This is a genomic window from Streptomyces sp. NPDC104202 (assembly GCF_055584185.1).
The window spans coordinates 92,891-112,836 of the sequence record NZ_JBVJMN010000002.1; the positions used below are offsets into that span (position 1 = coordinate 92,891).

17 protein-coding genes are annotated in these 19,946 nt (G+C 74.5%); 9 read left to right on the plus strand and 8 right to left on the minus strand.

Annotated elements, in window-relative coordinates:
* Nucleotides 1-24: 24 nt before the first annotated feature.
* Nucleotides 25-1,494, plus strand: a complete 1,470-nt coding sequence (eat, locus tag ACZ60W_RS01760; RefSeq protein WP_469753344.1) for an ethanolamine permease — start codon at nt 25-27, stop codon at nt 1,492-1,494.
* A gap of 45 nt (nt 1,495-1,539) precedes the next feature.
* Nucleotides 1,540-2,229 carry a gamma-glutamyl-gamma-aminobutyrate hydrolase family protein gene (locus ACZ60W_RS01765; protein ID WP_469753345.1) on the plus strand — a complete coding sequence of 230 codons (690 nt, stop codon included), beginning with the start codon at nt 1,540-1,542 and terminating at the stop codon, nt 2,227-2,229.
* Between the two features lie 466 nt (nt 2,230-2,695).
* Here the strand turns inward: ACZ60W_RS01765 and ACZ60W_RS01770 are convergent, their stop codons facing one another.
* Complete coding sequence (locus ACZ60W_RS01770; protein ID WP_469753346.1) at nt 2,696-4,150, minus strand: purine-cytosine permease family protein; 1,455 nt, start codon at nt 4,148-4,150, stop codon at nt 2,696-2,698.
* 69 nt (nt 4,151-4,219) lie between these two features.
* On the opposite strand from ACZ60W_RS01770, the gene ACZ60W_RS01775 reads away from it, so the two are divergent.
* Complete coding sequence (locus ACZ60W_RS01775) at nt 4,220-4,897, plus strand: TetR/AcrR family transcriptional regulator (RefSeq protein WP_469753347.1); 678 nt, start codon at nt 4,220-4,222, stop codon at nt 4,895-4,897.
* A gap of 228 nt (nt 4,898-5,125) precedes the next feature.
* Nucleotides 5,126-6,760: an amidohydrolase gene (locus ACZ60W_RS01780; RefSeq protein WP_469753348.1), complete on the plus strand. Its 1,635-nt coding sequence runs from the start codon at nt 5,126-5,128 to the stop codon at nt 6,758-6,760.
* A 190-nt stretch (nt 6,761-6,950) separates the two neighbouring features.
* On the opposite strand, the gene ACZ60W_RS01785 is transcribed toward ACZ60W_RS01780, so the two are convergent.
* Entirely contained in the window at nt 6,951-7,985 is a 1,035-nt protein-coding gene (locus ACZ60W_RS01785) for a LysR family transcriptional regulator (RefSeq protein ID WP_469753349.1), read from the minus strand.
* Nucleotides 7,986-8,055: 70 nt separating this feature from the next.
* Here ACZ60W_RS01785 and ACZ60W_RS01790 point away from each other — a divergent pair, with 70 nt between their 5' ends.
* Nucleotides 8,056-9,237 carry a TDT family transporter gene (locus ACZ60W_RS01790; protein WP_469753350.1) on the plus strand — a complete coding sequence of 394 codons (1,182 nt, stop codon included), beginning with the start codon at nt 8,056-8,058 and terminating at the stop codon, nt 9,235-9,237.
* Here the strand turns inward: ACZ60W_RS01790 and ACZ60W_RS01795 are convergent.
* From ACZ60W_RS01795 to ACZ60W_RS01810, 4 genes are all read right to left on the minus strand, one after another.
* Nucleotides 9,164-9,910, minus strand: a complete 747-nt coding sequence (locus ACZ60W_RS01795) for a helical backbone metal receptor (RefSeq protein WP_469753351.1) — start codon at nt 9,908-9,910, stop codon at nt 9,164-9,166. The two genes, ACZ60W_RS01790 and ACZ60W_RS01795, sit on opposite strands and share 74 nt — an antisense overlap.
* Nucleotides 9,907-10,464, minus strand: a complete 558-nt coding sequence (locus ACZ60W_RS01800) for a helix-turn-helix domain-containing protein (RefSeq protein WP_469753352.1) — start codon at nt 10,462-10,464, stop codon at nt 9,907-9,909. The genes ACZ60W_RS01795 and ACZ60W_RS01800 overlap by 4 nt, the downstream gene beginning before the upstream one ends.
* Before the next feature lie 189 nt (nt 10,465-10,653).
* Nucleotides 10,654-12,444, minus strand: a complete 1,791-nt coding sequence (locus ACZ60W_RS01805) for an ABC transporter permease/substrate binding protein (protein WP_469753353.1) — start codon at nt 12,442-12,444, stop codon at nt 10,654-10,656.
* Nucleotides 12,437-13,600, minus strand: coding sequence for a quaternary amine ABC transporter ATP-binding protein (locus ACZ60W_RS01810; protein ID WP_469753354.1), 1,164 nt, complete (start codon nt 13,598-13,600; stop codon nt 12,437-12,439). Before ACZ60W_RS01810 ends, ACZ60W_RS01805 begins: the two co-directional genes overlap by 8 nt.
* A gap of 388 nt (nt 13,601-13,988) precedes the next feature.
* Here ACZ60W_RS01810 and ACZ60W_RS01815 point away from each other — a divergent pair, with 388 nt between their 5' ends.
* Together ACZ60W_RS01815 and ACZ60W_RS01820 are read left to right on the plus strand one after the other, a co-directional pair.
* The gene (locus ACZ60W_RS01815) at nt 13,989-14,894 is read left to right on the plus strand and encodes a 5'-3' exonuclease (protein ID WP_469753486.1); all 906 of its coding nucleotides are present in this window, start codon (nt 13,989-13,991) and stop codon (nt 14,892-14,894) included.
* A 214-nt stretch (nt 14,895-15,108) separates the two neighbouring features.
* Nucleotides 15,109-15,945 carry a siderophore-interacting protein gene (locus ACZ60W_RS01820; protein ID WP_469753355.1) on the plus strand — a complete coding sequence of 279 codons (837 nt, stop codon included), beginning with the start codon at nt 15,109-15,111 and terminating at the stop codon, nt 15,943-15,945.
* 207 nt (nt 15,946-16,152) lie between these two features.
* Here ACZ60W_RS01820 and ACZ60W_RS01825 read toward each other — a convergent pair whose 3' ends face one another.
* Entirely contained in the window at nt 16,153-16,785 is a 633-nt protein-coding gene (locus tag ACZ60W_RS01825) for a MerR family transcriptional regulator (RefSeq protein WP_469753356.1), read from the minus strand.
* Between the two features lie 182 nt (nt 16,786-16,967).
* Here ACZ60W_RS01825 and ACZ60W_RS01830 point away from each other — a divergent pair, with 182 nt between their 5' ends.
* Entirely contained in the window at nt 16,968-17,885 is a 918-nt protein-coding gene (locus ACZ60W_RS01830; protein ID WP_469753487.1) for a hypothetical protein, read from the plus strand.
* The gene (locus ACZ60W_RS01835) at nt 17,882-18,352 is read left to right on the plus strand and encodes an ABA4-like family protein (protein WP_469753357.1); all 471 of its coding nucleotides are present in this window, start codon (nt 17,882-17,884) and stop codon (nt 18,350-18,352) included. Before ACZ60W_RS01830 ends, ACZ60W_RS01835 begins: the two co-directional genes overlap by 4 nt.
* Before the next feature lie 195 nt (nt 18,353-18,547).
* Here ACZ60W_RS01835 and ACZ60W_RS01840 read toward each other — a convergent pair whose 3' ends face one another.
* Nucleotides 18,548-19,945, minus strand: coding sequence for a cytochrome P450 (locus ACZ60W_RS01840; protein WP_469753358.1), 1,398 nt, complete (start codon nt 19,943-19,945; stop codon nt 18,548-18,550).
* Nucleotide 19,946: the final 1 nt, after the last annotated feature.

Consider the following 19,946-nt stretch of genomic DNA (forward strand, 5'->3'; position numbering starts at 1 on the left):
CCGTTGCGGGGAGCTGACGCTGCCATGACGCTCGAAGACACCACCGGGGACACTCCCGGGAGCACGCCCGGGGCCACCGCCCCACCGAAGGACGACTACCTGGAGCGGCGGGCACTGCGGCGCGGCAGCGCCGGCTGGCTGCTGCTCACCGGGCTCGGCGTGGCCTACGTCGTCTCCGGGGACTTCTCCGGCTGGAACATCGGCCTGTCCAAGGGCGGCTTCGGCGGGCTCGCCGTCGCCACCGTCCTGATGGGCGCGATGTACGCCTGTCTGGTCTTCGCGCTCGCCGAGCTCTCCGCCATCCTGCCCACCGCGGGCGGCGGCTACGGCTTCGCCCGCCGGGCGCTCGGCACCTGGGGCGGCTTCCTCACCGGCACCGCGATCCTCATCGAGTACATCCTGGCGCCCGCCGCGATCTCGATCTTCATCGGCGACTACGTCGAGTCCCTCGGCCTCTTCGGCCTGGAGTCGGGCTGGCCGGTCTACCTCGTCTGCTTCGCGCTCTTCATCGGCATCCACCTGTGGGGCGTGGGCGAGGCGCTGCGCTTCAGCCTCATCGTCACCGCGATCGCGGTCGCCGCCCTGGTCGTCTTCGCCCTCGGCGCGTTCACCGACTTCCACGTCGACGGCCTCGACGACATCCCGGTCGACGGCGAGGCCTTCGGCGCGAACTCCTGGCTGCCCTTCGGCCTCCTCGGCATCTGGGCCGCCTTCCCCTTCGGCATGTGGTTCTTCCTCGGCGTCGAGGGCGTGCCGCTCGCCGCCGAGGAGGCGAAGGACCCGGTCCGGTCGATGCCGAGGGCACTCGCCCTCTCGATGGGCATCCTGGTGCTGCTCGCCGTCATGACCTTCTTCGCCGCCACGGGGGCGCGCGGCTCGGCCGCCGTCCAGGAGGCCGGCAACCCGCTGGTCGTGGCCCTCCAGGGCGACGGGGACCCGACGGCGCTCAGCCGCTTCGTGAACTACGCGGGCCTGGCGGGCCTGGTCGCCTCGTTCTTCTCCCTCATCTACGCCGGCTCCCGTCAGCTCTTCGCCCTCTCCCGGGCCGGCTACCTGCCCCGCTTCCTCTCGCTGACCAGCCGCCGCAAGTCGCCGTACCTGGGGCTGCTCATCCCCGGCGCGATCGGCTTCGCGCTGGCCGCCGGGACCGGGAACGGGGCCCGGATGCTGAACATCGCGGTCTTCGGCGCCACCATCTCGTACGCCCTGATGGCGCTCTCCCACATCGTGCTGCGGCGCCGCGAACCGGGGCTGCACCGGCCCTACCGCACGCCCGGCGGCATCGCGACCTCGTCCGTCGCCTTCGTCCTGGCCCTGTCGGCGCTGGTCGCGACCTTCCTGGTGGACCGGACGGCGGCGTTCACGGCGCTCGGGGTGTACGTGATCGCCCTCGCCTACTTCGCGCTCTACAGTCGGCACCATCTGGTCGCCCGGGCGCCCGAGGAGGAGTTCGCGGCGCTCGCCGCGGCCGAGGCCGAACTCGAACGCGACTGACCCGCCGCCGTCCCGCCCCTCTCTCCGCACCTCTGGAGGAAGCACGTGTCCCAGCCGCTCATCGGCGTGACCACCTATCTGGACCGGGCCCGCTGGGGGGTGTGGGACATGGAGGCCGCGCTGCTCCCCGCCCGCTACCCGGGGCTCGTCCGGGAGAGCGGGGGGCTCGCGGTGATGCTGCCACCGGACGGACCGGAGGCGGCGGCCGCGGTGGTGGCCCGGCTCGACGGGCTGGTCGTCGCGGGCGGGGCGGACGTCGAGCCCGCCCGGTACGGGGCCGCCCTCGACCCCCGTACCGGCCCGCCCGCCCGCGCCCGCGACGCCTGGGAGCTGGCCCTGATCGACGCGGCCCTGGCCTCCGGCACCCCGCTGCTCGGCATCTGCCGGGGCATGCAGCTGCTGAACGTGGCGCTCGGCGGGACGCTGGTCCAGCACCTCGACGGCCACGTCGAGGCCGTCGGCGTCATCGGGCGGCACGCGGTCAAGCCGGTGCCGGGCACCCGGTACGCCTCGCTCGTGCCCGAACTCGCCGAGGTCCCGACCTACCACCACCAGGCCGTGGACCGGCTCGGCGCGGGACTCGCCGTCTCCGCCCTCGCCGAGGACGGGACGATCGAGGCGGTGGAACTGGCCGATCCCGTCTGGGCGCTCGGCGTGCAGTGGCACCCCGAGATGGGCGAGGACACGCGCGTGATGCGGGGGCTCGTCCGGGCGGCGGGGGCCCGCCGGGGCTGAGCCCGACGCCCCGGCCCCCGACCGGCGAGGCCCGGCGCCCGCGCGGTTCGCCGGCGGCGAGCACCGGGTCCGGGAAGGGGTGGGTGCGGGTGGGCCGTCCCCCGTCGTCGGGGGTGACGACCGCCGTGCCGGCGGGTGCGCGCTCCACGGAGGCGGCGTGGTCGGCGGTCACCACGGTGACGACCGTGGAGGCCGAGACCGGGGCGCCGGTGAGGGGGCCGACGGCCTCCCCGTACGACCCCGCGGTGCCCGGCGCCCCGTCTCCTCGACCAGCTCCGGGGCCCACGCCCGGGTGGCGTCGGCGCGGCGCGGGGCGGGCAGACGGGCGCCGGGGGCGCGGCGACCGCGGCGATGAGCTCCTCGCAGACCTTCCGGGCACGGGCCACGGCGTCGCCGGCCAGGCGGCCGCCGTCCTCGCCCCGGCGCCTCGGGGAGTCCGCGGTGATCCGGAGGACCGGGCGGTCCCTCACGCCTCCGCCCGGGCGGCGAGCACCGTGCGGTCGCGGCGCATGAGGAGCGCGTAGAGGAGCGCGGAGACGGCCGTGCCGACGGGGAGCGAGAGGTCGACGCCGCCGAGGGCTCCGGCGACCGGTCCCGTGTAGAGCGTGTCGACGCAGAGGGCCGCGGCGGCGATGCCGGCGAGGAGGGCGAGGGCGCCGGAGCGGTTGACGCCCCCGGTGTACCAGAAGGGGCTCGCCGGGGTCTCGTCGGAGAGGGCGATCCCGTCGTAGCGGCCCCGGCGGAGGAGCACGTCGGTGGCGTAGACGGCCATCAGGGGCCCGCTGAGGATCACGATGACCTGGAGGGCGTTGCTGACGGTGTCCAGGAAGTCGGAGACGAGCAGGCCGTAGAGGGTCAGGGCGACGGCGACGGCGCCGTCGAAGAGGACGCTGACGGTCCGGCGGACGCGCAGGCCGACGGCCTGGAGGGCGAGTCCGGCGCTGTAGGCGGTCAGGGCGTTGATGGCGATCGTGCCGAGGACGAGGGCCAGCAGGAAGACCGGGGTGAACCAGCCGGGGAGGATCGACTGCAGCGCGGTCTGCGGGTCGGTCATGTCGACGGCGGTCGCCGCGAAGGCGCCGAGCGAGCAGACGACGACGCTGGGCAGGAAGGCACCGAGCGCGGTCCAGCCGACGATCGCCTTCTTCGAGGACGTCCGGGGCAGGTAGCGGGAGAAGTCGGCGCTCGTGGTGTACGAGAGCGGGCCCGAGGCGATCATCGTGACGCCGGCGAGGAGGAGCGCCCAGCGCTCGGCCCCGTCCGGCCGCGCGGCCGGGGCGTAGGAGAAGTCCGCGTGCCGCAGGACGGCGAAGGCGACCACGGCGAAGACGGCGGCCAGGACCAGGGTGATCGGCAGGTACAGCCGGACGATCAGGGCGTGCCCGTAGACGCTGATGGCCAGGGTCAGGGCGGCGATGACGACGATGACGACGACCTTCACGGGGGTGTTCGCCGTGATGCCGGCCTTCTCGACCAGGGCGAACGCGGCGGTGGCCGCGGCGGCGAGGTTGAGGGCGAAGTAGCAGACGGAGACGAGCCAGCCGCCGACCGCGTTGTTCACGCGGTTGCCGATGACCCCGTACAGAGCCCGGGTGATCACTTCGCTGGGCGCGCCCGCGGCCGGTCCGGAGGTGGCGAGGAGGCCGGTGACCAGCCAGAAGAGGTTGCCGACGACGATCACGGCGACGGCCTGCCAGAGGGTGAGGCCCATCAGGACGAGGGCGCCGCCGATGACGAGGCTGAGGTAGTTCACATTGGCCGCCGCCCAGACGGAGAAGAGCTCGCGGGGGTGTCCGTGGCGCTCCCCGTCGGGGATGTGGTCGATGCCGTGGGCCTCGACGCGGCCCGGCCGGTCGGCGGCCGGCGCGGTGACCCGGGCTCCCGGGGAGCCGGGCAGCGGGTCGGGGATCGTGGAAGCCATGCGGCCCTCCGGATGCGTGTGGTGCCCACCTGGTTGCTTATTGGTCGCACACTCAATAGCATCCCCGGTATGTCGTCAAGCGTCGAGCGCAAGCGCATTCGCAAATCCCCGGAAGCCCGGCGGGCGGAGATCGTGGAGACCGCGGCCCGCGTCGCCCTGACGGAGGGGCTCGAGTGCGTCACCCTCCGGCGGATCGCCGACGAGCTCGCCGTGCGCCCCGGTCTGATCAGCCACTACTTCCCCTCCGCCGAGGAGCTGGTGGCCGAGGCCTTCAGCGTCGCCTCCACCGGCGAGCTCGACGCGCTGCTGCCCGCCGACCGGCCGCACGGCACTCCCACCCAGTACCTCGCGCGCTACTTCGCCCTCTCCTCCGGCGAGGCGTACGACGACATCAGCCGGCTCTGGATCAACGCCCGGCACCTCAGCCGCTACCGGCCCGTCCTCCGCGACCGCGTCGCCGAACAGGAGCTCGCCTCCGACGACCGGCTGGAGGCCGTCATCCGCGAGGGGGTCGCGCGCGGCGAGTTCCGCACCGACGACCCGCGCGCCGCGGCCATCCAGATCCTCGTCGTCCTCGACGGCCTCGGCGCCCACGCCAACACCGACCGCAGCGACCGCCCGGAGGCGGTGACCCGGATGGCCGTCAGCACGGCGGAACGCGTCCTGGACCTGCCGTACGGAGCCCTCACCGAGGCGCCGCCGCTCCCCGGGCAGACCCCCGGCGAGGACCCCGCGCCGCCGGAATGACACCCCGCCGCCCGGCAGCCCTCCCCCTCGCTCCTGCTCGCTCCCCTCGCTCCTCCTCCCGCAGTCGGCCCCCGACGCCCCCGGCCCCTCCCGAGTGACGGCCCGCCGGACGGCGGCCCTGCCCCTCGTTCCCCCTCCCCGGGCCTCCGCCGGCCCCGTCCGGCCCCCTTCCCCTCCCCGGCCTCCGCCGGCCTCGTTCCGGCCCCCTTCCCCTCCCCTGGAGCCCCCGTGCGCACCCGACTCGTCCTGCTCTCCGCCCGTCTGCTCGACCCCGGCACGGGGGAGTTCCTGCCGCAGAACGCGCTCGCCGTCTCCGACGACGGCCGCATCGCGGCCCTGGGCGACGACCGCGCGATGCGGGCCCTGGCCGGGCCCGCCACCACGGTCGTCGACCTCAAGGGGGCCGTGGTCACGCCCGGTCTCGTCGACGGCCACGTCCACCCGGTCTCCGGCGCCGAGCTGACCCACGGCCTCGACCTGTCCTCCTGCGCCGACGTCGACGACGTGCGGGAGGCGCTGGCCCGGGAGGTACGGTCCCTCGACCGCGGCGCCTGGCTGTTCGCCTGGGGGCTCGACCCGAACGTCTTCGCCGGCGCACCGGTCGGCATCGCCCCGTTCGACGCGGTACTCGACGGCATCCCGGCCTTCCTGCTGCTCTTCGACGCCCACTCGGCCCTGGCCAGCCGCCGCGCCCTCGAACTCGCCGGCGTCGACGGCCCGCGGACCTTCGACCAGGCGTCGGCCGAGGTCGTCTGCGACGCGGCGGGCCGCCCCACCGGACTGCTCCAGGAGGACGCCGCCTGCGCCCTGGTGGAGCGGGTCGCCCCGCGGCCGACCCGCGAGGAGAGCCGCGAACGGCTGGCGGCCGCGCTGCGCTCCATGGCGGCGGCGGGACTCACCGGCGGGCACGCCATGGACGCCAACGGCGACAGCCTGGCCCTGTACGGCGACCTCGACGCGGCCGGCGACCTCCCGCTGCGGCTGCGGGTCGCGCCCTGGTGCCAGCCCGGCACCGACGCCGACGGCGTGCGCGCGCTCGTCGAGCAGCAGGGCACCGGCGGCGCGCTGTGGCGGGTCGCGGGCGTGAAGCTCTTCATGGACGGGACCATCGACAACGGCACCGCCTGGCTGGAACGCCCCGACTGCCACGGCGAGTCCACCCACGCGTTCTGGCCCGACCCCGCCGCCTACACGCACATCGTCGGCGAGCTGCACCGGGCCGGCGTGCCCACCGCCACGCACGCCATCGGCGACGCGGCCGTCCGGCACGTCCTCGACGCCGTCGAGAAGGCCCAGGCCGGGGACGGCCGGCCGGACGCGGTTCGCCACCGGGTCGAGCACATCGAGACCGTGCCGGACGACACCCTGCGCCGCTTCGCCGAGCTCGGCGTCCTCGCGTCCATGCAGCCCACCCACTGCTGCGACTTCACCCGCGCCGACCACACCGACAACTGGTCGCGGCGGCTCGGCGAGGAGCGCGCCTCGCGCGCGTGGCGCTGCCGCGACCTGGCGGACTCCGGCGCCGCGGTGATCCTCGGCTCCGACTGGCCGATCGCCCCCTTCCCGCCGCTCGGCGTGATGGCCGGCGCCCGCCACCGCCGCCCGAGCCGCGACCTCGGCCAGGCGCCGCACGGCCCCGAGCAGGCCCTCACGGCGCTGGAGGCGCTGCGCGGGATGACGACGGCGCCCGCCTTCGCCGCCGGCGAGGAGCACGAGGCCGGCCGGCTCTCCCCCGGCTACCGCGCCGACCTCACCGTCCTCGGCGCCGACCCGTTGACCACCCCCGCCACCGAGCTGCCGGACCTCCCGGTCCGGCTGACCGTGGTGGACGGCCGGCCGACCTTCCGGGCCGCGGACCTCTGAGACGGGGCCACGCCCCGCTCGGCGCAGAGCCCGGGGCAGACCCCTCGGACAGACCCCTCGGGCAGATCCCCGGGCAGACTCCTCGGGCAGACCACTCCGGCAGATCCCGGGGCAGACTCCTCGGACAGACCCCTCCGGCAGACCCTTCGCCGCAGGCCCTCGGGGCCGGCCCCGACCGCCGGGCCCGGGGCTACCCCGCCGGCCGCGCCCGCGTCAGCGACAGCAGGTCCCGGGCGGGACCGGTGGGGCGGTGGCCGGTGGGCCAGACGGCCCGGAGGTCACGGCGGAGCAGGACCCCGGCGACGGGGACGGCGACCAGGCGGCGTGAGGCGAGCTCCTCGGTGATGGCGAGTTCGCTGAGGACGGCGGGCCCGGCCGCGCTGACGGCGGCGGCCTTCACCGCGGTGGTGGAGGCGAGTTCCAGCAGGGGCTGGGCGAGACCTCCGTGGCCGGAGAGGGCGGCGTCGAGGACCTGACGGGTCCCGGAGCCGCGTTCGCGCAGGACGAGGGGGGTCGCGGCCAGCTCCGCCGGGTCCAGGGGGTCCCGGCGGCGGGCCCACGGGTGCGACGGGGCGACCACGAGGACGAGCCGGTCGTGGGCGACGACCGCCCCGTCGAGGCCGTCGGGCACGGCGAGCCCCTCGACGAAGCCGACGTCGGCGTCGCCCGCGAAGAGGCGCTCCGCGACCGCCGCGGAGTTCCCCGCCTGCAGCGACACGGCGGTGTCCGGCCGCTGGGTGCGCAGGGCGATGAGCCAGCCGGGCAGCAGGTACTCGGCGATCGTCATGGACGCGGCCACCCGCAGCCGGGAGTCCCGGCGTCCCCGCAGCGCCTGCGCGCCCGCGTCGAAGGCCTCCGCCGCCTCCACGATCCGCCGCGCCCAGTCGGTGACGAGCGCGCCGGCGTCGGTGAGGCGGGAGCCGCGGGGCGAGCGGTCGACGAGGGCCACCCCGAGCTGCCGCTCCATGGAACGGATCCGGCTGCTCGCGGCGGGCTGGGTGATCCCGACCTCGCGGGCCGCCGCGCCGAGACTGCCGTGCCGGGCGACGGCGAGGAGGAGTTCGAGCGCACCGAGGTCCGGGACCCGGTGGGAGAGGTGGGGCCGCGGCTCGCCGCCGTGCTCCCCAGGCTGCCCGCGCGTCCCCCGGCCCTCGGAGATCCCCCCCTCCGCCCGTGCCTCCCGCCTGCCGTCGGCACCCTGCGGCCCGCTCGTCTCCCTGCTCATAAAGCCAGCTTATGACGTCATAGCCGCATGATCCCTGGTGGGGGCCGGAGCGAGGGGCGACGGTGGAGCCATGGCAAGCCTCGCAACACCCCGCTCGGCCCCCCGTCCGGCCCTCCGCGCCACCACCCCCGGCGCGCGGCCGGCCCCGTCGGCCCCTTCCGTCCGCCACCTCGGACCGAACTGGTACGCCTCCGTGATGGGCACCTCCATCGTCGCCACGGCGGGTGCCGCGCTCCCGGTGGACGTCCCCGGCCTGCGGACGGTGTGCACCGCGGTCTGGGCGCTGTCCCTGGTGATGCTGGCCGTCCTGGTCTCCGCCCGCGTGCTGCACTGGATCCACCACCGCGACCAGGCCCGCGCGCACCTCCTCGACCCCGCCGTGGCGCCCTTCTACGGCTGTACCTCGATGGCCCTGCTCGCGGTCGGCGGCGGGGCGATGACCGTGGGCCTGGACTGGATCGGGCTGCCGGCGGCCCTGGCCCTGGACGCGGTCCTTTTCATCGTCGGCACGCTGGTCGGGCTGGCGGCCGCGGTGGCCGTCCCGTACCTGATGGTGGTGCACCACCGGATCGAGAGCGCCTCGCCGGTGTGGCTGCTCCCGGTCGTGGCGCCCATGGTCTCGGCCGCGCTCGGCCCGCTGCTCGTGCCCCACCTGCCCGCGGGCCAGGCCCAGCAGACCCTGCTGATCGCCTGCTACGCGATGTTCGGCGTGAGCCTGCTGGCCACCCTCGTGATGCTGCCGCTCGTCTTCGGCCGGCTGGTCACCGGCGGTCCCCTCCCCCTCGCGCTCACCCCCACCCTGTTCCTCGTCCTCGGCCCGCTGGGACAGTCGACCACCGCGGCGAACAAGTTCGCCGACGCGGCCGCGGGGGTGCTGCCCGCTCCGTACGCGCACGGCTTCGCCGCCTTCGCCGTCCTCTACGGCGTGCCCGTCATGGGGTTCGCGCTGCTGTGGCTGGCACTGGCCGGGGCGATGGTGCTGCGGGCGCGGCGGCAGGGCATGGGCTTCGCGATGACCTTCTGGGCCTTCACCTTCCCCGTCGGCACCTGTGTGACCGGCGCGGAGGGCCTGGCCGGGCACACCGGACTCGCGGCCTTCCGGTGGCTCGCGATCGGGCTGTACGCGCTCCTCGTCGCGGCCTGGCTGCCGACCGCGTTCCACACGGCGCGGGGGCTGTTCAGCGGCGCGCTGCTCGCAGGGCCCGGGCCAGTGCCCGCGGGGCGGCGGCCAGGGACGGCCCGTACCACGTGAGCATCCGCCCGTCGACGAGCGCGGCGGCGGCCTCGGGGAACGCCTCGGGGCCGTCGTCGGCGGTGAAGCGGTAGGGCTCGTCCGGCAGGACGACGAGGTCGGGGGCGGCGGCCCGCAGGTCGTCGAGCGGCAGGCGCGGATAGCGCTCGGGGTGGCCTGCGTACACGTTGCGGACGCCGAGCCGGGCCAGCAGGTCGCCCGCGAAGGTGTCACGGCCGAGGACCATCCAGGGGCGGCGCCAGATCGGCACCACGGCGGTGAGCGGTCCGCCGTCCGCCGCGGCCCCCACCGGCGTCACCGCCTCCCAGGCGGCCTCGGCCTCGTCGAGCCAGCGGGGCCGCGCGGGCGCGCCGCAGGCGGCGAGGACGCGGGCCAGTTCACGCAGGCCCTGGTCGAGGGTGCGGACCTCGGTGACGAGGACCTCGGTCCCGGCGGCCCGCAGGGCGGCGAGGTCCGGGGCCCGGTTCTCCTCCTCGTTGGCGAGGACGAGGTCGGGGCGGAGCGCGGTGACCGCGGCGACGTCGGGGTTCTTGGTGCCGCCGATCCGCGCGACGTCGAGGCCCGCGGGGTGGCTGCACCAGTCGGTCGCGCCGACGAGCAGGCCGGGCAGAGTGACGGCGACGGCCTCGGTGAGGGACGGCACGAGGGAGACGACCCTCGGTGCGGCCCTCACACCTCCTCGGCCTCGACGTGGTCGGCGACGGCGACGACGAGCAGGCGGGTGCCGGGCTCGGTGGCGCGCCAGCGGTGCCGCACGCCGCCGGAGAGGTAGAGGGTGTCGCCGCGGCCGAGCCGGTAGGCGCGACCCTCGGCCTCGACCTCGGCGGCGCCGTCGGCCACGTAGAGCAGCTCGTCGTTGCGGTGCTGGAACTCGCGTCCCGCGTCCTGCTCGCCGGTGAACTCCAGGGCGTGCAGCTGGTGGCGGCCCCGGACGAGCCGGCGGACGCCCGCGGGCAGGGCCGGGTCGGGGGAGCTCTCGTCGGACCGTACGACGTCGACGGTGCGGGAGGCCTCGGCGGCGGCCAGGAGTTCGCCGGCCGTCGTCTCCAGGGCCTTGGCGACCAGTTCGAGGGAGCGGCGGCTGGGTCGGGCCCGGTCGTTCTCCACCTGGCTGAGGAAGGGGACGGAGAGTCCGCTGCGGGAGGCGACGACGGCCAGGGTGAGCTGGAGCGCTCTGCGGCGTCTCTTGACGGCCGCGCCCACACGGGGTGATTCCTTCTCGTCCATGTCGACTCCCTCCCTTGTGTCTGCGGCGGGTCCCTCGGACCGGTGTACCGGTCGGTTACCTGAACCTTACGCAGCTTTGGGGCGGTGTTTCTCGTCGTGCCGAAAAGGGGTGGTCGCCGAGCACGCTCGGCGACCACCCCTTTTCGGACAGGAGTCACGGGACCGTCCCGGGGGGACGGGTCCGGACGGCTACCGCGGAGTGAGCTTCTCCGCGAGGCCCGGGTTCCGGTCCAGCCAGGTACGGACGGCCTGCTGCTCCTTGCCCTTGCCGGTCTCCTGGATGACGGCCTCCAGGTCCGTGAGCTGCTTCTCGGTCAGCTTGAACCTCTTCAGCCAGGCGCCGATCTCGGGGTTCTCGGCGGCGAAGCCCTTGCGGGCGAGGGTGTGGACGCCGTCGCCCTTGCCCCAGCTGCCCTTCGGGTCGGCGAGCTTCCTCAGGTCGTGGGCGGAGTAGGCCCAGTGCGGCGACCAGAGGGTGACGACGACCGGTTCCTTGCGGTCGTACGCGCGCTTCAGCTCGGCCAGCATGCCGGGGGTGGAGCCGTCGACGACCTGGTACTCGCCGTCGAGGCCGTACTCCTTCATGACCTTGTCCTTGAGGATGCCCATCATGCCGGCGCTCGGCTCGATGCCGACGATCCGGCCCTTGAACTGTCCGGCCTTCCCCTTGAGGTCGGCGAGCGAGTCCACTCCCTTGACGTACGAGGGGACGGCGAGCTCCAGGGAGGTGGGGCCGTACCAGGAGCCGAGGTCCTCCAGCTTGTTCCGGTACTTGGCCCAGTACTGCTCGTGCGTGACGGGCAGCCAGGCGTCGGTCTGGAAGTCGAGCTGGCCGCCGGCGAGACCGGTGTAGAGCGCGCCGGCCTCCAGCTGCTTGGTGTCGACCTGGTAGCCGCGCCGCTCCAGCAGCTCCTTCCACAGATAGGTGGAGGCGATGCCCTCGTCCCAGGGGATGAAGCCGATGCTGACCTTCTTGCCGTTGCCGCCCGCGGAGGCCGTACCGGAGCCGCCGAGGAAGCCGGAGCCGCCCGCGACCAGGGCGAGGACGACGACGCCGACGAGGGCGGTGACGGGCTGCGGACGGTGGGCCCAGAGCTTCGCGCCGACCCTCCCGGCGCTCGCCGCGCGCGCCTTGGCGGCGGCCCGGCGGCCGAGCGGGGAGACCTGGCGGCCGAGGGCGCCGGTCATCCGGTCGAGGTACATGGCGAGCACCACGATGGAGACGCCGGCCTCGAAGCCGAGGCCGATGTCGACGTTGCCGATCGCCCGGTAGACGGCGCCGCCGAGGCCGCCGCCGCCGACCATGCCGGCGATGACCACCATGGAGAGGCCGAGCATGATGACCTGGTTGACGCCGGCCATGATCGTCGGCAGGGCGAGCGGCAGCTGGACGCGCAGCAGCGTGTTCCGCGGCGTGGTGCCGAACGCCTCGGCCGCCTCGACGAGTTCGCCGTCGACCTGGCGGATGCCGAGTTCGGTCATCCGGACGCCCGGAGGCAGCGCGAAGACGATGGTGGCGATGATGCCGGGGACGACACCGACGCCGAAGAAGATGATGCCGGGGATGAGGTAGACCATCGCCGGCATGGTCTGCATGAAGTCGAGGACGGGCCGCAGGACGGCGCTCACGCTCGTGGACCGGGCCGCCCAGATGCCGAGCGGCACCGCGATCACCAGGGTCACCAGGGTGGCCACGAGTACGAGCGACAGCGTCGCCATGGCCTCGTCCCACAACTGGACGGAGTCGACGAGGGCGAACCCCGCGAACGCCAGGACGCCGGCCGCGAGCCCCCGCAGCCACCAGGCCAGGACGGCCAGGATGCCGGCGAAGAGCAGCGGCTGGGGTGCGGACAGGACGGCGTCGATGCCGTCGTAAAGGCCGGTGACGCCGGTGCTGACGGCGTCGAACAGCCAGGAGAACTGGACCTGGAGCCAGTCGACGGAGCTGTCGACCCACTCGCCGAGGGGAAGCCTAGGCACCGGCGGTCACCTCCCGGGCGTCCTTGCGGACCGGTCGGGCGGACGCACCGCCCGGGGCGGGGCGCGGGAAGTCGTCCGCCGTCCGGCGCGGGGCGTCGTAGGCCGCGCGGCCGTCCTTCTCCGCGGCGGCGGTCGCGCCGCCCATGACGGCGAGCAGGCGCTCCGCGGGGACGACACCGAGGACGGTGCCGTCGGCGTCCTCGACGGTGACGGGGTGCGGGGCCAGCGCGGCGACGGCGCACAGGTCGGCGACGAGCGTGTCCGGTCCGACCGGCCGGCAGGCGCAGCCGGCGGGGCAGTCGGCCGCGGTGGCGCCCTCGGTCATGACGGCGGACGCGGTGAGCACCCGGGAGCGGTCGACGTCCTGGATGAAGGAGGCGACGTAGTCGTCGGCGGGGCGGACGAGGATGTCCTCCGCGGTGCCGAGCTGCACGATCCGGCCGTTGCGCATGACGGCGATCCGGTCGCCGAGGCGCATGGCCTCGTTCAGGTCGTGGGTGATGAAGACGATGGTCTTCTTCAGCCGCTGCTGGAGGACGAGGAGCTGGTCCTGCATGTCGCGGCGGATCAGCGGGTCGAGCGCGCTGAACGACTCGTCCATGAGGAGCAGGTCGGCGTCGGTGGCGAGCGCGCGGGCCAGGCCGACGCGCTGCTGCATGCCGCCGGACAGCTCGTCGGGCCAGGACTTCTCCCAGCCCGCGAGACCGCACAGTTCCAGAGCCTCGGCGGCGCGCTTCTCACGCTCGGCGCGGGGTACTCCCTGCACCTCCAGGCCGTAGGCGGCGTTCTCCAGGACGTTTCGGTGCGGGAACAGAGCGAAGTGCTGGAAGACCATGCTGATCTTGCTGGAGCGGACTTCGCGGAGCTCGCGGGGGGAGAGCGCGGTGAGGTCGCGGCCGTCGAAGAGGACCCGTCCCGCGGTGGGTTCGAGCAGACCGTTCAGCATGCGCAGGAGGGTCGACTTGCCGGATCCGGACAGACCCATCACGACGAAGATCTGGCCGGGCTCGACGGTGAAGCCGGCGTCGACGACCGCGGCGGTCGTCCCCTCGGACCGCAGTTCCTCGCGGTCGGCACCTGCGGCGAGCCTGCGCACGGCCTCGTCGGGTCGTCTGCCGAACACCTTGAACAGGTGGTCGGCCTGGAGCCTGGACACATACACCTCACGGGTAGCAATGAAGAACGGCCCTGCCACCCCCGCGCGGCCGGGCCGTGGAGCGGGCAGGATCCGCCTGCGACCCGTCGCGTACGGGGGTTCCAGCATCGAAATCCCCGTACCGGGATCCGCTCCGGGCTGCCGCCTGCCCGGGGCCACCCGGTGCAAACGCAAAGGTGACACGGGTCACTCCGGGTCCTGCGCGAGGCGGCGCCCGCACGGGTCCCGGCGACCGCGGGGACCCGTGCGGGCGCCCCGGCGCGCCACGCTCCCTCCGAGGCCGCCTCGGCCGAGCGACAGGCATCCGCCGTCGCGGCGGCGGATGCCTGTCGCTCGCCGCGGTCTGTCGGTGGCGTGCGGCATGATCGGGCGGGTGACCCGACGTTTGATGCTCCTCGACACCGCCAGCCTGTACTTCCGCGCCTACTTCGGCGTCCCGGACTCGGTGCGCGCGCCGGACGGCACGCCGGTCAACGCCGTCCGCGGGCTCCTCGACTTCATCACCCGGCTCGTCCAGGACCACCGCCCCGACGACCTGGTGGCCTGCTGGGACGAGGACTGGCGGCCGCAGTGGCGGGTCGACCTGATCCCGTCCTACAAGGCGCACCGGGTGGCGGCCGAGACGGAGACCGGGCCCGACGAGGAGGAGATCCCGGACACGCTGTCCCCGCAGGTGCCGGTGATCGAGGAGGTCCTCGCGGCGCTCGGCGTGGCCCGCGTCGGGGCCGCCGGCTACGAGGCGGACGACGTGATCGGGACGCTGGCCGGGCGGGCCGCCGGTCCGGTCGACATCGTCACCGGCGACCGCGACCTGTTCCAGCTGGTGGACGACGCACGCGGGGTGCGCGTCCTCTACCCCCGCAAGGGCGTCGGCGACTGCGACCTGGTGGACGCCGCGTTCATCCGCGCGAAGTACGGGGTGCGCCCCGACCAGTACGCGGACTTCGCGGCGCTGCGCGGGGACGCGAGCGACGGGCTGCCCGGCGTCAAGGGCATCGGGGAGAAGACGGCGGCGCAGCTGATCACGGAGTACGGCGACCTCGACGGGGTCCGGACGGCCGCCGAGGACCGCGCGTCGAAGCTGACCCCGGCCAAGCGGCGCGGGATCGTCGAGGCGGCCGCGTACCTGGACGTCGCCCCGACGGTGGTGCGGGTCGCCGGTGACGTGTCGCTGCCGGAGTTCGACCCGGCGCTGCCGTCGGCGCCCCGCGACCCGGCGGCGCTCGACGCCCTGGTGAAGCGGTGGGGGCTGGGCGGGGCCGTGGGCCGGCTGCTGCCGGTACTGGAGCGCTGAGGGACGGGCCCGTGGGCCGTCCCCGCGCCGGCCCGGGGACGGACTCCGCGCTGCCGGCGGACAGTCCGGGGAAGGATTTCGCGGCGCCTTTCGCGGCGCCCGCGGACAGTGCGGAGACGGGCCTCGCGGCGGCGGGGGGCGGGGGTCTGGGGCGCACGCGCCGCGAGATGCTAGCTTAGGCATACCTAAGTTCGTAGAGTCAGGAGAGCCCGCCGTGGCAGAGCAGCCGGCCCGCAAGGCACCGAAGGCCACCGAGGCGCGCGTGGTGCGCACCGAGCGCATCACGCCGCACATGGTGCGCGTGGTCCTGGGAGGTCCGGGGCTCGACGCGTTCGACGCCGGTGAGTACACCGACCACTACGTGAAGCTGCTCTTCGCCCCGGAGGGCGTCTCCTACCCGGAGCCGTTCGACATGGAGCGGATCCGGGCGGAGTTCCCCCGGGAGCAGTGGCCGACGACCCGGACGTACACCGTGCGGGCCTGGGACGCCGTGCAGCGGGAGCTGACCGTCGACTTCGTGGTGCACGGCGACGAGGGCCTGGCCGGCCCGTGGGCGGCGCGCGCGCAGGCGGGCGAGACGGTGCGCTTCCTCGGCCCCGGCGGCGGCTACGCGCCGGACCCGGCGGCCGACTGGCACCTCCTCGTCGGCGACGAGAGCGCGCTGCCGGCGATCGCCGTGGCCCTGGAGCGGCTGCCCGCCGGGGCGCGCGTGCACGCGTTCGTCGAGGTGTCGGACGCGGCCGAGGAGCAGAAGTTCGCCACCGCGGACGGCGTGGAGGTGACCTGGCTGCACCGGGGTGACCGGCCGGCGGGCGAGGCGCTCGTCGAGGCCGTCCGCTCGCTGGACTTCCCGGCCGGTGACGTGCACGCCTTCGTCCACGGTGAGGCCGGTTTCGTGAAGGACCTGCGCCGCCACCTCCGCCTGGACCGCGGAGTGGGCCGCGAGCGGCTGTCCATCTCGGGTTACTGGCGTCTGGGCAAGTCGGACGAGGCGTGGCGCGCGATCAAGCGCGAGTGGAACGAGCAGGTGGAGCGCGAGCAGGAGAACTGACGCGCCGACCGGCGAGCAGGGGGTGGGCGCCCGAGGCACCCACCCCCTTTCGCCTGCCCGGCCCCATTCCCCTGCCCGGCCCCTCCCCCGCCTGGACCGTTCCCCCACTTCACACGGCCCCGCTTCACACGGCCCCGCTTCACACGGCCCCGCTTCACACGGCCCGGCCTCACCCCGCCCGGCCACCGGCCGACCGGCGGGGCCCCGCTACTTCTTCTCGCCGAAGGCGCGGTCCGAGGCGTCCACGTGGGCCAGCCGCCGCAGCGCCGAGAAGACCGCGTCACCGAGGACCGTGCCCACGACGGTGCTCTCGACGAGCTCCTCGCGCGCCACGTGGTCCGCCACGTACCGCAGGTCGGCGCGGGCGACGTTCTCCGCCGCGTCGGCGTAGACCTCCAGATAGTCGGCGAACGAGCCGTGGCCGACCTCTTCGAGCGTGGCCAGGGCGGTCGCCAGCGCCTCCGCCGCCCCGCCGCCGGAGTGCACCCGCCAGCCGCGCGCGGCGACCAGTGCGGCGACCCGCTCGCGCGCCTTCTCGATCCCGGCGCCCGGTTCGCGCTCGTAGCGCGGCACCAGCCGGATGGCCGCCGTGCCGAGGACCTTGTGCACCGGCCGCTCCTTGTCGTCGACGGCCTCGATCACGTCCCGGATGCCCGCGACGGAGAGTCCGCCGACATCGAGAAGCGCCCGGATCAGGCGGAGGCGCCGTACATGCGTCTCCTCGTACGAAGCCTGGTTGGGGCTCGTCAACTCCCCTGCCGGCAACAGCCCTTCCCGTACGTAGAACTTGATCGTGGGCACGGACACCCCGGTCCTGCGACTCAACTCTCCGATGCGCACCGCGCGTTCACCTTCCCGGTCGTTCAACGGTCTTGCCGACCGACGTCTCCATCATAGATAGTGGCGCTATCAGATAGCGGCGAGTGCCACTATCCATAATCGTTCCACGGGGGATACGCATGTCGTCGTTACCGCACCCGCCCGCCCGCCTCCACCGGCCCCTGGTCTGGTTCGCCGCCTCCATGGGCCTGCTGGCCCTCGTCTCCGTCGTCGGCCTGGCCGTCGACGACCGGATCCTCGTCGGCGTACCGATCTGGACGAAGCCGCTGAAGTTCTCGCTCTCGTTCATCGCCTACGCGCTCTCGCTCGCCTGGATGCTCTCGCTGCTCGCGCCGCTCCCCCGGGCCCACCGGATCGGCTGGTGGGCCGGGACGGTGGTCGGCGTCGCCGGCGCGGGCGAGATGGTCCTCATCACCCTCCAGGTGATCCGCGGCACCCAGAGCCACTTCAACCAGGCCACGCCCTTCGACAACGCCGTCTTCCAGATCATGGGCGGCACCGTCGTCGTCCTGTGGCTGGGCGCCCTGACCATCGCCGTGCTCCTGCTGCGCGCCCGGATCCTCGACCGGGCCACCGCCTGGGCCGTCCGGCTCTCCTCCCTGATCGCCCTGGCGGGCGCGGCCGTCGGCTTCCTGATGGTCCGTCCGACCCCCGAGCAGCTGGCGGTGGAGGAGCCCCCCATCAGCGGCGCCCACAGCGTCGGCGTCCCGGACGGCGGCCCCTCGATGCCGCTGACCGGCTGGGCGACCACCGGAGGCGACCTGCGCGTGGCCCACTTCTTCGGCATGCACGCGCTCCAGCTGCTCCCGCTGCTGCTGCTCGTCCTCGCCGCCCTCGCCGGCCGCTTCGGGCGCCTCGCCGACGAACGGGTGCGCCTGCGGCTGACATTGACCGCCTCCGCCGCCTACACGGCCGTCTTCGTCCTCCTGACCTGGCAGGCCCTGCGCGGCCAGGCCCTGTTCGCCCCGGACGGGGCGACCCTGGCGGCCGGGGGCGCGATCGCCGTACTCACCGCCGTGGCCGCGGGCCTCTCCCTCCGCCTCCCTTCCTCCACCCCCTCCTCCCCCGCCTCCGCACCTTCGGAGGAGGTCTCGGCATGACCGGCTTCCTCTTCGAGCTGACGTTCCTGCTGGCGGCGCCCGTCTGGCTGCTGATGATCCTGGCGCCGGGGTGGCGCGGAACCGAGCGGCTGGCGGCCTCGCCGTTCACGGTCCTGCCCCTGCTGACCGTGTGGGCGGTACTGGCCGTCCCCGTCCTGCCGGAGCTCTGGACCGCCGTCTCCAGCCCCGACCTCGACACCTTCCGGGAGCTCACCGCGCTCGCGAACGGCGCCGGGGCCGTCTGGGCACAGGTCATCGCCTGGGACCTGCTCCTGGGCCAGTGGATGTACCGCGAGGCCCGGCGCCTTGAGGTCCCGCCCCTCCTGATGGCCCCGCTGCTCCTCCTGACGATTCTCCTCTCCCCCGTCGGTCTGCCTCTGTTCCTGGGAGTGCGGGCGGTATGGACGGTGAAGGCAGGGCGCGGGGCGGGAGCCGGCGCGCCGCAGACGCCCACCCCGGTGCGCTGACGGGACGGCTTCCCCGCGACGACCCGGCACGGGGCTCCCGGGCCCGCGCCCTGCCCTCCGCCCCCTACCGAAGCGCTTCCCGTCGCAGCCGGGCGGCCGGGCCCGCCAGGCGGCCGTCGCGGTGTCCGTCGTCGCGGCTCCTCATCCGTCCCCGCGGCGACAACGGCACCTCCACGGGTTGGTGGTGACCGGGCGTCAGCGACGGGCGCGGACCGTTGCGTGGACGTCCCGGTCCGGCTGGAGCGTGAGGCTGGGGACCGGGCGGATCTCGTCCGTCGTGACGTCGAGGTGGTAGCGGCGGGCGAGGACGGCGAGGACGAGGACGGCCTCCACGAGGGCGAAGCGGGTACCGAGGCAGACCCGGGGACCGCCGCCGAAGGGGAACCAGGCGTACTCGGGTATCTCCTCGGCCGGCTCGCCCTCCTCGGTGGTGAGCCAGCGCTCGGGACGGAAGGCGTCCGCGTCGCCGTACCAGCGGGGGTCGCGGTGGGTGGCCCACTGGCTGGACCAGACGCGGGTGCCCGCCGGCACGGGGGTGCCGGCGAGAGTGGCACCCTCCTTGGCGAGGCCGGTGATGAGCCAGATCGTGGGGTAGAGCCGCAGGGTCTCCTTGACGACGGCCTGGGCGTAGGTCAGGGAGGCGTAGTCGTCGTAGCCGGGCTCGTGGTCGGCGAGGACACGGTCGAGCTCCTCGGCGAGGGCGTCGCGGACCCGCGGGTTGCGGGAGAGGAGGTACCAGGCCCAGACGAGGGTGGAGCTGGTGGTCTCGTGACCGCCGATGTAGAGCGTGACGGTCTCGTCGCGGATCTCCCGGTCGGAGAGGCTGGCGCCGGTCTCGTCCCGGGCGGCGAGGAGCCGGCTGAGGAGGTCGGGGCGCTCGGTGTCGCCGTCGCGGTGGCGGGAGACGACCCGGGAGACCTCGGCGTCGATGACGGCGGTGGCGCGCTTGATGCGGGCGCGGCCGGGGGTCGGGACCCAGTCGGGGAGCACGGCGCCGATCCCGCTGAACTCGGCGCCGATCTCCTTCTGCGCGATGTCCATGGCCCGGCCGATGGACTCGGCGTCGGCGGCGGTGTCGACGCCGAAGATGGTGCGGACGGCGATGAGCTGGGTGAGGGCCGCCATCTCCTTCTTGATGTCGACGTGCTGCCCGTCGCTCCACCGGTCGGCGAGGTCGACAGCGCACTCGGCCATCGTCGCGGCGTAGGAGCGGACCTGCTTGGGGCGGACGGAGGGCTGGACGAGGGAGCGCTTGCGGCGCCAGTCGGCGCCCTTGGCGACGACCACGCCGTTGCCCAGCAGGGTGCGGAAGGCGATGCCGAGGTCGGGCTGGTCGAAGGTGCGCTCGACCTCGGTGAGGAGTTCACCGACGGAGTCGGGATGGGCGATGAAGAGCGCGCGCCCGCGACCGAAGCGCCAGCGGACGAAGTCGCCGCGCTCCCTGAGCTGTTCGAAGAAGGCGAGCGGGTCCTTGCCGAACGCGGGGAGGTTGCCGAGGAGGGGCACTCCCCGGGGTCCGTCGGCGAAGACCGGCGCCGGCCGTCCCGTGTCGTCGTCGCGCGTCCCGGTGCCCGGACCGGCTTCCGTGGTCATG